The sequence below is a fragment of the Martinezella lusitana genome, from assembly GCF_900094565.1.
Taxonomy (GTDB): domain Bacteria; phylum Pseudomonadota; class Alphaproteobacteria; order Rhizobiales; family Rhizobiaceae; genus Rhizobium; species Rhizobium lusitanum.
This window is the reverse complement of sequence record NZ_FMAF01000027.1, coordinates 30,984-43,081: the sequence shown is the minus strand read 5'-3', so window position 1 is coordinate 43,081 and position 12,098 is coordinate 30,984. Positions and strand designations below refer to the sequence as shown.

At 55.2% G+C, this 12,098-nt stretch carries 9 protein-coding genes and 1 pseudogene; 5 read left to right on the top strand and 5 right to left on the bottom strand.

The annotated features are described in order from the left end of the window. Positions 1 to 96: 96 nt before the first annotated feature. Positions 97 to 546, top strand: a pseudogene (locus GA0061101_RS31025) (transposase); the annotation flags it as partial. A gap of 187 nt (positions 547 to 733) precedes the next feature. On the opposite strand, the gene GA0061101_RS31020 reads toward GA0061101_RS31025, so the two are convergent. Beyond that, positions 734 to 1,876, bottom strand: a complete 1,143-nt coding sequence (locus GA0061101_RS31020) for a KamA family radical SAM protein (protein ID WP_004128843.1) — start codon at positions 1,874 to 1,876, stop codon at positions 734 to 736. 215 nt (positions 1,877 to 2,091) lie between these two features. On the opposite strand from GA0061101_RS31020, the gene GA0061101_RS39605 reads away from it, so the two are divergent. Next, complete coding sequence (locus GA0061101_RS39605) at positions 2,092 to 2,268, top strand: hypothetical protein (RefSeq protein WP_154660804.1); 177 nt, start codon at positions 2,092 to 2,094, stop codon at positions 2,266 to 2,268. Positions 2,269 to 2,340: 72 nt separating this feature from the next. On the opposite strand, the gene proB is transcribed toward GA0061101_RS39605, so the two are convergent. After that, complete coding sequence (gene proB, locus GA0061101_RS31010) at positions 2,341 to 3,186, bottom strand: glutamate 5-kinase (RefSeq protein WP_004128845.1); 846 nt, start codon at positions 3,184 to 3,186, stop codon at positions 2,341 to 2,343. Positions 3,187 to 3,264: 78 nt separating this feature from the next. Continuing rightward, positions 3,265 to 4,548, bottom strand: coding sequence for an ATP-grasp domain-containing protein (locus GA0061101_RS31005; RefSeq protein WP_004128847.1), 1,284 nt, complete (start codon positions 4,546 to 4,548; stop codon positions 3,265 to 3,267). A 613-nt stretch (positions 4,549 to 5,161) separates the two neighbouring features. On the opposite strand from GA0061101_RS31005, the gene GA0061101_RS31000 reads away from it, so the two are divergent. Together GA0061101_RS31000 and GA0061101_RS30995 are read left to right on the top strand one after the other, a co-directional pair. After that, positions 5,162 to 6,208 (top strand): C45 family autoproteolytic acyltransferase/hydrolase, encoded by a 1,047-nt coding sequence (locus tag GA0061101_RS31000; protein WP_004128849.1) that lies wholly within the window; start codon positions 5,162 to 5,164, stop codon positions 6,206 to 6,208. A gap of 165 nt (positions 6,209 to 6,373) precedes the next feature. After that, positions 6,374 to 6,868, top strand: a complete 495-nt coding sequence (locus GA0061101_RS30995) for a hypothetical protein (protein ID WP_015342013.1) — start codon at positions 6,374 to 6,376, stop codon at positions 6,866 to 6,868. Positions 6,869 to 7,141: 273 nt separating this feature from the next. On the opposite strand, the gene GA0061101_RS30990 is transcribed toward GA0061101_RS30995, so the two are convergent. Next, positions 7,142 to 8,923 carry a CocE/NonD family hydrolase gene (locus GA0061101_RS30990; RefSeq protein ID WP_004128850.1) on the bottom strand — a complete coding sequence of 594 codons (1,782 nt, stop codon included), beginning with the start codon at positions 8,921 to 8,923 and terminating at the stop codon, positions 7,142 to 7,144. Between the two features lie 251 nt (positions 8,924 to 9,174). After that, a complete protein-coding gene (locus tag GA0061101_RS30985; protein ID WP_004128852.1) occupies positions 9,175 to 10,365 on the bottom strand; it encodes a M24 family metallopeptidase in 1,191 nt (396 codons plus the stop codon). A gap of 547 nt (positions 10,366 to 10,912) precedes the next feature. Here GA0061101_RS30985 and GA0061101_RS30975 point away from each other — a divergent pair. Next, entirely contained in the window at positions 10,913 to 12,016 is a 1,104-nt protein-coding gene (locus GA0061101_RS30975) for an ABC transporter substrate-binding protein (RefSeq protein WP_004128854.1), read from the top strand. Positions 12,017 to 12,098: the final 82 nt, after the last annotated feature.

Sequence of the window (12,098 nt, the reverse complement as noted above, 5' to 3'; positions counted from 1 at the left end):
GCTGAAACCGCCGCTGCATGATCCAATGGCAGCCGTCTGACGGCGACCCCGGTCAAACGGGCCGCGTCAACGCGCATGGAAATGAGCGCTTACGACGAAGTCGAATGCATCCGAAGGCAAGGCGCACAAGCCCTACGAGTTTGGCGTCAAGTCTCGGTGGCCTCGATACTGAACCGCTCTCCAAAGGCGGCCAGTTCGCCCTCCATGCCATGGCACTGCCAGGAACCCCTATTATGGGCGCACCCTCGAGACCATCATCCCCGACATGGAGGAGACGATCGGCAACGAGTTGTCCGCACCTGGCCGATGCCGGATATCGCGGCCACAATTCACCTGAGAGTCACAAGCTGCGGGTCTTCACAAGCCACAACAGCGCCGCGTGACGCCGGCCATCAAACGACAGATGCGACGAGAGCCAGCCGTCGAGCCCGTCATCGGCCACATCAAGAACGAGCATCGGATGGATCGCAATTATCTCGCCGGACAAAAGGAGATGCCGTCGATGCCGTTCTGGCTGCCGTTGGCTACAACTTCTTGCGCCTGCTCAGGTGATTCAGAGACCTTTTATGCCTGCTCACCGTCATGCTCCTGGCGTCTCTGCTCCAGCGGCGCATGCTTCCTGAAGATCTCAACGTAAAAACTGGTTCTGCCGCACGGCGGGAGAGTTCATCATCGCCGTCCACGGTACTTCCACAGGGAATGATTTGGTAGTTTGCATTGGCGCCCTCAGATCTCATCCTTCGGGCAAATCGTCCAACCAGCAGGCGCCTTCGAGGTTCGGCCGGGAAAAGATCTTTCCGATCTTTTCTGAAGCCTTGTTTTGGTGATATCGCATATAGACGCGGCCATCAGTTCCAAAGTCGAGAATCTCGATCTTACCAGTGTAATGCGACATGATGTATTTAAATGTCTTTTGAATGCCGCTCAGGCGTTGGTTGATGCCATGCGAAATCTCCAGGCCGCGGCGCAGTGGAACCTGAAAATGCGATGCACCTTTCACCGGCCTGCCTTGAAATAGGTAATATGGGCGGACACCCATATGGTGACACTTGGCGAAGGTCGCGGCCAAAATGTCGGGGTCATCGTTGACTTTCGCGAGAAGCACGCACTGGTTTAGGAACTGCGTACCACGCGCCCGCAATGACCGAATGCTTCGCTCCGCATCGGCCGAAATTTCGCCGATATGGTCAAAATGCGTAACGATCACTGCGGATTTTCCAGCTACATGGATCCGTTCGAACAAGGCCACTAGAGCAGGATCCTCAAACCTTTGGGGCGCGTAGGCGAGCATTTTTGTGCCAAAACGAATGGAATTCAGATGTGGGAATGGCAGCAGATGATCAAGAATTTCATGGAGGCTGGCGGTGTTGAGCACGAACGGGTCACCTCCTGATATCAGGACGTTCGTCATCTCAGGATGACCTCCAATGTATCGCGCAATCTGCCCAAGGTCAGCTGCGATTTCATCTGAGTCCTTGCCGACAATGCGTTTGCGGAAGCAATAACGGCAGTATGAAGCGCAGCGGTCCGTTGCAAGCAACAATCCTGTTTGCGCGTACTTGTGCTGAAACCCGGGCGCGACCGTGTTTTCGTGCTCTCCGCTGGTATCCAGAGTGCCGGGACCGTCGAACTCTTCGAATGAGGGCTCGACGATGAATTTAAGCTGATCATAATGACCACTGTTGATGATCTGTTCACGATAGAATTTTGTAACACGATAACGCGTGATGCTGTTTGCTTCCACCTCGGCGGGGGTGACTGCGCGTGCCCCCTCAATGAAATTTATGATCTTGGACGACAACAGCGGGTCCGAACTGATGAGCGGAGCCACTTTTAATTTTGTCGTCTTACCTTGGATAGTTCGAGTGGTCTTCATCTAGAGCCCTTAATAAAAAAAGGCGAGAGGCAATTGTCGTACGGTTCTTCGTTATGCACCTGCAATCAATGTGCCGTCGACGATCTGATTGCTGTCAAAGTGACGCAAAGTCAGGTTACGCAGGCGTCCACAGAATACAAGGGTCTTCAGTGTGTCAGGGCCAGAACAGAAATGGACCCAAGTTGACACGACCAATGTAAGGAATGATTGAGCCGTTGTTTTTCGAAGCACCATCTGATGTGGTTGCCGCCGCTGTCATGCGCTTGTCTTGCGGCGTGCTGATTTTTTGGCGCGCGTGGCTGGGGCTTGGCTGGACACCGCTGCTGCGGCGCCCCGACGATGCCAATATCGAGGATCTGCTGCCCTTCAACTTCAAAAGCCAGCCAGCATAAGCCGCCGCTCTTCAAAACGATTTACAACGTGCACTGAAAAGAGCGCTACCAATAATCAGCAATGCAGGACGATTATTGAGCCTGCGGTAGGTTGTCGCCACAAGTGTGGCGGTCGCTCCTATCCCTTGCAAACGGGATAAACCAGGTTGATGGGCCACCGTTCTCGATGGCCGACAGCGGGTAAGATTTGTTTCCCTTCGCGATGATCATGTAACACCCGGCATCCATGGCGATCCTTGCTGCCATCAACTTCGTCAGCATGCCACCCGAACTATGACGAGAGACGGAATGACCGGCCATGGCCTCTATTTGGGGGGTAATGCGTCGCACCTCTGTGATCAAACGGGCCGACGGGTTGTCGTGTGGATCTTCCGTGAAGAGGCCATCTATGTTGGAAAGCAAAATAATTATGTCAGCCTGCACCAACTCTGCGAGCTGGGCCGCCAAACGATCATTGTCGCCAAAACGGGTGTCGGCAGTTGCGGTTGTGTCGTTCTCATTGATAACGGGAACGGCGCCAACTTTGAGGATTTGTCGAACAGTTGACAGAACATTGAGTCGGCGATGCGGGTTGCGTAGATCTTCGCCCATCAATAGTATTTGTCCGAGTCCAAATCCAAACCGTTTTAAGCTCTGTTCGAAGGCAAGCATGAGTCGAACTTGACCGATGGCTGCAGCCGCTTGTCGCTCTTCACTTCTCAGAGGAACGTCAAACTCATTGAAGTGACGTGACCCAACCGCGACAGCACCGGAGGTCACGATGATCACCTGCTGCCCACGTGAGAAAAATCGGACCACATCTTCTATCATCGTTTCAAGCCAAGAACCGCGAATGTCTCCGGTTTCTCCGTCGGCAATTAGTGCGGAGCCAATCTTCACGATTATTCGGTGAGCGGAAATTAATTGCGCCGTGGTCATCAAGTGTTGCCTCGCTAAAAGGAACGCACGTCTCTGCAATCTACACTGGGCAACTCAATATTCATTGCGAATTGCCCTTTACCTAGAGCCTTTGAGGCTGCTGGAGGAGTTTAACGGCACGGCGTGTTCTTCTTCGCCAGAGGTAGAGAATGGCGTGATCGACCAATCGATTAGACCGACCGCATGCTGAAGTATGGCCTTGGTCTGTGCAAAGCTGGATGAAGCGGCGATCACATGTCCTATGCGGTCCCGGTAGTCACCTTTCCTGACTATCTGCGTCTTAGGCTTAACATAAAATTTGACCTCTACAACGCCCGACACGGCAGCCGCCCGACTGTCGCCGTCGATCCAACTGAGGGTGCCATCGCGATCAGGGAGTAGGAATCGCACGGCTGCAGTCTGGAGATACGTGGTGCGTAAGTCACATTCCACGCCGGTGGCAAGCTTAATGTGCTCGGTTACGAGATCGACACCATAAGCAAGATGAGCCCGCCGAGGATAGGTTCCGCCCGCAATACGCGGATTGACTTCTATTACAACTGGGCCACGCGTCGTCCACCGCAATTCAATGTTGGTTGGCCCCCACCCAAGTCCCAGAGCTCCCAAACAGCGCAGCGCCACGTCGGAGATTCGCTCGTGCTCGTCGTTAGTCAGCAGGGCCGGAAAGATGCTCTCACGAAAGAGAAAATGTGGTGGATGATCGAAATCGGCGGCGCTAATCCCAATGACCTCATTTCCCATCGTGTCGGCTTCATAGAACGGGCCCTGTGCGAATTCTTCGACCAGGATCTTCGGTGAAGACCGCCATGTATGCTTCCCACCTAAAAGATGGGCCGTATGTTCGGCCAACTCGGCGACGTTTCGGCACAGTCGAACACCGATGCCGCCGATACCCCCGATCGCAGGCTTGACCACCACTGGCAGGCCGATTTCCGCGGCACAGCTTTCAACCTCCGCCGCGTTAGTGGCCAGGCGATAAGCAGGTATCGGAACGCCTCCATCAGCGAGCAGGCGACGTTGAATGAATTTGTCGCAACATTGTTCGACCGAAGCGGGGTTTGGTCCCGGTAAATCGAATTGCTGGCAGAGCTTTCCGGCGGTCGCGTAGACCTTCTCCTCGGCGCTTGTAATGCCAACAATTTCGTAGGTCTTACCCAGCCGAGAGCATTCGTTGATCAGCGCATGGAGATTGTCTGTATCGACTTGGATTGCTTCAACACCTCCCGCTGCGAGATAGGGGTACTGAGCTGGATCGGTCGATAGGGTAATTGGATGAAGGCCAAAACTCTTGGCAGCTTGGACATATTGCTCACCAGTACCATGTCCGTTGCCTTCAAGCAGGATGAGCGCTCTTCTTGCCATTGACTGCTGACCCTCCGTTGCGGGATTTGCGGCGGTCCGAGCGTATCCGCATCAACCTTGCTAGCTACGCCCGGCCACAGATCTGCAGTGAACGTACCATCCTCAGCGAATTGCGGACGTAAAGATCTTGTAAATTTTTTGTTTGACGGATCTAGGTGTGCGATGTTTTGATCGGCGCACGGTGGAATGGAGCATCACCCAGCCTACTGGCGATATCGGTAATCACGCGGTCCGAAGAATACTCGTGTACTACCGTCACAATAACGACCGCTCAGACCTTTGCACCCTTGAGTGATCGTAATTGCTTCAGGGATCCTCTCGTTGCCTTGGCTGGCCGGGGTATTGCATCAGCGATCTAGCAAGAGCGCCGTAGAGCCGGGGGCCGACACAGCTTTTCAGTCGGAGAATGAAGCAATTGACTCATAAAGCATTAATTTGTATCAAATGATTTATGCAGGATACTTAGCCTCGACGCGCCGCAATGAATTTGGCTGAGCGGCCTGGCAGCGGAAGGGGAGCCACGACCTGAAAACCAAACGCTCTCCCACTTCTGACGGCAGCGCCAGCAGTCTCTCCGAAACATACCGACAGTAAGCGGAAAGCAGAGAACTCAATGACAAAAAACCTCATAACCAGTGTGCACGCCAAGGGCGACGCCTTCTCGATTGGTTGTGCGCTCGGGAAGGCCAATGCCACAAGCTTCCTCGAGTATCGGCTTGGCACGGAGCAATTTCGCGCTCTAGATGCTCGATGGCGCGGATCGGAATATTTGAAGAATTTGGAAGCTGCAGCCCGCGCGGCATATCCCCGCTACGTGCGCGAAATCGAGGGTATCGCAGAAGGTGCCGGCAAGGATTTCGAGACCATCTTCCTATTGAATTGCCAGACTGATCTGCAGATTCCAGACGCCGCCTCCGCGGCAAAAGCTGTTGCCGGAATGGGCTGCACGACTGTCCTAATACCAGCTGAATGCAATGGGCCGGCGGTTATCGCCCACAATGAGGACGGCGAGCCCGAATCGCTGGGTGCCAATTTCTGGGTGGAGATTGAGCCCGATGTGGGGCCGGCGTGGAGCAGCTTTATGACCGCGGGCATGCTGCCGGGCGGTACCTTCCGCCTGAACGAGACCGGCCTGGTCCAGACGATCAACGCGATCACCCCGAACGACCAAAAACCTGGCGTGCCCCGACAGGTTCTTTGCCGCGCCATTCTTGATGCTAAAAGTTTGGACGAAGCGGTCGGCATTTTGAAGCGCAATGACCGCTCGTGTGGATTCCATCACACTCTTGGCGATGCGAAGACCCGCAAGGTACTCTCTGTCGAAGCGCCGGCCTCAGGCTGCGTCGTGGTAGAGGTTGCTGAACCGCGAGCGCATGCCAACCATCTGCTCTCCAGCGAGTTCAGTGGGGTGAAGCAGACCATCGGCGCTTCCTCCCGTGACCGACAAGCAGCGGCGGATCGAATGATCGGCGAAGGCGCGTTGGCGGGTGGAGCAGAAGCGGTGCTGTTTGACGAGACCACTCTAATCTTCAAGGATTGGAAAGACTCCCGGACCCTCGCGACGAGTGTTTTCGAGCTTTTTCCAGACCGCATCGAGTGGCGGATACATGCGGCTCGTGACGAGCGAGCTGCACTAAGCGGAACAATGCGCGTCGTCTAATGCGGCCTCAAGTCGCCGAGCGGTGCGACGTCGTCGTCCGGGGACCGAACCCACGGGTGCGTCTGGGCAGCGATCAGCCACGTCAAAAAAACTGCAGCCGGTCTGTTCAAGGCCCGGCCAGGTGAAAAATCCCACAAACCCCATTGCGAAGTTGCAAGGAAAGATATGGGCTATCATCTCAGAGACGATCAGTATCAACGGCTCGTCGTATTTCACGAGCGCGCCGGCCGCCTGTCGGATTCCGAAGCCTTAATGGCATTGGCAGACAACGCTTTCCAGGAGGAATTTGGCCACAAGCTCTTTACCCTCCTCAAGGTTGATAGAGCCGCAGGCGTTATGCGGCGGATCTACTCGACCGACCTCAATTACAGTCCCCTCGGAGGAACGAAGCCCCTCGCCGATGACGAGTGGAGTAGGCGTGTCGGCGCTGGTCGGCACTTTCTGGGCAAAGATTGCGAAGACATGAAGCGCTACTTTGCCGACCACGAAACATTGATCAAAATGGGCCTCGTGGGTGTATTGAATACCGCAGTCGTTTGGCGGAACGAGGTCATTGGTTGGATCAACCTCTTGGATGCTGCCGAACATTATACCCTCGAGATGTGCGATCTCGCAGGCCTATACGCGCAGGCTCTCGCGCCTTCTTTCCTTGCTAACTGAAATGCACGGCTCGAAACGCGTCGATGTATGCCAGACGCTCAGCATGATCTACATTGACGGCCGGTCGGTTTGGGTCCGCATTCTGTATCGGCGCGGACTTTTGTAGGTAGTTCGCCCGACGGCGCTCCACCCGCACGAGAGTGAATTCTAAAGCTCTCCGCGGCGCTTCGAGCGAAGATGAGACTATCCCAAGTCGGGTCGGAAACTATCACTTTGCTGGAGGCGACGCCGAATTAACGACGCCGCTCTCTTTATGGGAGATGAAGACTGCCCTCACCGTTCAACAACGGGTAAATCGATGTAGCAACCGTGAGGACCGCGATGCAACTTGAGCTGCGGCGGTTCTCCGTCAGCGGGTACATTGGCGAAACTCGTGCTCTCGCTTCCCGCTAGACACACCCTCAAGCTATAGTCCGCTGGTATGAGCGCCGAAATCGGTAACAGTGTAAACGCCAATCTGGTCGGTTCTCCTGGTGTGAGCGGCTCGGCGTCGCTTTCCAAATAGCTTTGTTGTGGTCCGAGCGCGCCGAAAGGCGAGGCAGTCCATACTTTCCGATGACGCGCACGCAACTGGCCTTCTGTAAGGTAGCAGGAGGTCCCATCAGGTTTAACTGCTTCCAAATAGACGAAGAAAATACCGTCTTCACGGGTTGAGGTTATGTTCAGATCCACAACTGGATGCCCGGTGATCTCCAAATCATTCTGCAGCGGTTCGCTCGTATAGGCCAGTCGAGCCGCATCGAACTGTCGCCGATCTCCATAATCGATTTCCCATGTTCCAATGCCACCATTGGTGTCCCATCTGTTTGAGAGGACGTCCCCCAGTTCACGGTCAACCTGCAGAGTGTCGTAGCCCGTGTCACTCGGCGATGAGCTCAGGCGCGAGCCACTTGCCATATGCCATCGTTGTCGGACGGCCGGGACTGGCCATGAGCGCGTTGACTTCCAGGATCCCTCGCCGCACGTGTAGTAGTGAATGACTTTATCGGCCTGCAGAGCAGCCTCGCCCGTGAAACAAGCATCAATGAATCGAATATCATTTGCGTGTTGCGCCGCCATGATCGGAGCGCAGTCCTGAACATCAGCACGCAGTGGGTCATATGGTTTGCGGCCGCCATGGTTCCACGGACCAAGAATGATGTTCATGGGGTTCGACTGGAGTAGAAATCGCCGGATAGACCCGAGGGGCGACCCAGAATCGAACCAACTGCCCCAATTTTGAATCGGAACCCCCGATTGCGAGATAAGGTCAGCCGACGCCTGTGGAGAGAAATCGAACCCAGAACGTTTGCTGAGCCAATCGTCAAAGGACGTGGTTTGCTCGACCGGCTGGAATGACGGCGCGCGGCCGTGTTCTTGCAGCGCGGCCGTCAACTCCGCTTGGCTTCCCACCGGACGAATTCCCGCACGGAGAGTTGAGGCGCGATCAGCATTGATCTCGCTATTTTCGTCTCTGTTCAACGATTCAACCAGTTGACTCCACCTGTCGAGGGTAAGGTTCGGAACACCTCCTGGATAGGTTTCGAAAAAGATATCGTAGTCGACATAGCGCGGCACGATGCCTTTCAGGGCGGGATGATTTCTCGAAGCAATAAGGTCTGCAGAGTTGGCGGTGTAGGACACGCCGTACGCAAGCACATTGCCCGTCGACCAAGGCTGTGCAGCGATCCAGTCTAACACGTAACTAAAGTCGAGGATTTCTTCGCGCGAGCGGTGACCTGGCCAAACGCCGAACGAGGCGCCGGTACCGCGAACATCTCCAACCACCACCGCATAGCCTTCTGGAACGAACAAATCCGCATATTGATTGGACGGCTCGCCCTTCTTTCCGCGCCCATAACAGGTCATAACCAAGATGGTGTTGCGCTTATGATCCGCGCTATCGCCCATCGGACGAACCACGTCCAAAGCGAGCCTGACACCTTCGTGCGCATACACATACGTCGATTCCAATGGGCCGAGTTTCTCTCTGCCTGCAGCTTTGGCACTGAGATCAAGGCGGTATACTGGATTTTCGTTCGGCTCGGCCTGGGCCTGAAAGCGAGAATCGGTCATGCAAACGCTCCTGTGAGTGTGCGACATATGTTTCAGTACGTAGTGTTTTGCGGCATTTGTCTTACCAGTGCAGGGGCGCCGGCCTGGAGGGTGCGGATTGCGGGGCGCGACCGTGTTAGCCAAGCGATCCCACTAGCAGCTTTATGGTAGGCCGTTCGCGGCTCTGGGCGTGCCACCGCTCCACCGGAGCGATGACCAAAGGGCAAAGCGGCAAAATCGCGATCGCGACTAGATTCTGTCGGGACGAAGTGTCACAGAACAGTCTGGCTTCTTAGATCCTTAGACGCCCGTGTCAGCACTTCAGGCTTTTCCCCGATGACGACCGTATCGTCTTGTCGGAAGCCGCCGAGTCCATAAACATACAATCCGGGCTCGACCGAATAAACTTCGTTTTCGAGCAAGGCACGGTGATTGAATGCCATGTCTCCGGGGTACTCGTGGCACAACAAGCCCATGCCGTGTCCTGTCCGGTGCATGATGTAGTTTCCAAAACCCGCTTTTTCGATGATTGCCTGCGCTGCTGCATCAATTCCCGACACCGGTCGACCCGCCACAGCGGCTTCAATTCCAGCTTCATTTGCAGCGAGCGCGACCTCGAAGAAGCGTTCCTGCCGGGTATCCGGCTTGCCACAGAACCAGGTCCGCTCATTCTCCACGACCACTCCATTAATGCGGGGGATAATCAAGTTGATCATCACGTGTCCTTTTTCGAGGATCGCACCGGATCGCTTGCCGTCCCCGTGTGGAGCTGCCGACGGTGGACCCGAGATCGACCACAGGTCGAGCAAGGCAACATCCTGCGCTGGAAAGCGTCGTGCGGCCTCCTGCGCTAACTCGGCTCCCATCATCATATCCAATTCCATCAGGAGCCGACCCGGACGGATACTCTCCCGGTAGCGATCCTGTAACCAGTCGGTCAAGCTCGCTATCTCGCGCATGAGTGCGATCTCTTCGGGATGCTTGACCCAACGAAGCGCTCGAAACTCTTGCGTCTTCATTAGAGGACGGGCCTCAGGTAGCAGCGCGAACGCCTTCTGCAATGGACCGCCACCAACATCGGTCCCGATGCGAGCTCTCCCGAGACCTGCACTTCGTAGTTTTTCGGCAACCATCTCCGGCCATTCATGCACAAGATGCATTCGATTGGAGAGGACTGGATGCTCCGCATAAAAGCTTGTGTCGGATACCCAAAGACGCCCGTCTTCGTGCGCATATCGCCAATTGTTTGTCGAAAGCTCATTGAGGACAACAAACGGCGCGCCGTTCCTCGGGACGACACAGAGAATTGGCCGCTCCCAGGTGGTGACATCCGTCTGGAAGTTGGTCGCGAACTGAAAGAACTCTGTGCTTGCGAAAGCGACAGCATCCAGGTTCTCGCGATCCATCAGTTCATTTAGTAGCTTGTACCGATACTCACGCACATTATTGCCCAAGTATGCCATCTGACCTCTTCTCTTTTCCTGAAAGCTTACCTGGTGTCTTCGACCGGCGGTTCGCAGAGTGAAATGATGCCGATCAGCGACCGCGCTTACGCGGATGAATCGGCCTCTTTGGAACCGAATGAAACATATGAGTCGCTATTGTGTCAATGATCCATTTGAATCAGGTACGGTTAAAAACCACGTCCCGGAAGTCCAGAGCCTGCAGGCGCTCCCGTAGGGCTGGCGTCGGCAGCAGTGTTCGGCAGATGGTAAACTGAGGCGACCAAAGGCTCAGATATCAATAATACGCTTGATGCATATTGAGCGTTATAAAACATTTGTTGCATTCCTTATCGTGTTGCGTTAGGACATTGATGGTAGCGGTCGAGGAGGCTGCTGCCTGAACACTGCAATCGTTTATGCGCCACCGTCTTGGTGAATGCGGGACCGAGTGGAAACGCAGGAACCGCGTGCTTTGGTCTGACATCGCCGGCGTCGTGTTCGCCGTACACTGATGAAGTGAGATCCCCGTGCGCCATGAGCAAGGAATTAACAGAGGGAGAACGAAATGAGCATTCTGATAAATCGCCGGCGGTTCATGCAGGCTACTTCGACCGCAATTGCGGTAGGCGCGTTGGCTTCCGCGGCCGGCCGTGCAACGGCCGCCTCCACCGGCGAGCTCAAAGTCAACATGAGCGGCGGCAACTGGGGCGATGCGGTGATGAAGGCTTACGTCGAGTCCTTTGAGGCCGAGACCGGAGTCAAGGTGACGCGCGTCAATGCGGACTTCTCATCGACACAGATTGCGATGATGGTCGATACCAAAAACGTTTCGGCCGACGTCGTCAACCTTGGTCAAACCAATGTCGATCCGCTTACTGCCAAGGGCTACCTCGAAAAGATCGATTATTCCATCTGGAAGAAGGAAGACCTGGAAGCAATCGCAGAAAACTGGAGGCAACCGAACGGCTTTGCTTCGTACGTATACTCGGTGAATATGGTCTGGAACACGAAGAAGTTCCCGGCAGGAAAGCCCCGGCCGACCACCTGGGCGGAATTCTGGGACGTCAAGAAGTTCCCTGGCGTTCGCTCCATCAATACCGGCGAATACGGAAGTGGGCCTTGGGAAGAAGCATTGCTCGCGGATGGCGTTCCGATGGACAAGCTCTACCCGATGGATATCGACCGCGTGTTTGCAAGCTTGGACAAGATCAAGCCGCACATTCGCAAATGGTGGACGAGCGGGTCGGAAATTCTTCAGATCATGCGAGACAACATCGCCGACATCGTGCAGTCCTATGACGCGCGCGCACTTACCCTTATTGATGAAGGTGGGCCAATCGAGATCAACCGCAACCAGGCGAAACTGACAACGGACTATTGGTGCATCCCGAAGGGCAGTCCGAATGCCGAAAATGCTCAAAAATTTATTGCGCTGACAAGCCGCCCGGACCGACAGGCCGAGTTTGCAAAGCTTATCGCGCAGGGCCCAACGAACAAGAACGCCTTCAAATTGATTCCTGACGATGTCGCCCGAAAACTTGCGTCGCATCCCGACTACGAGGCGATCAGCTTCGCTATGAACGCCAAATGGTATGCCGAGGTTGGATCGGACGGAAAGTCGAACAAGGAGCGGCTTGTGCAGCGTTGGAATGAGTGGATTCTTCAGTAATCCTCTGTCCCCAACGATCTATCGGTGGCGCTCGTCCAGTCGGCGCGGGCCGTCAAAGGTTAGCGCCACCTCTTCCCACTAC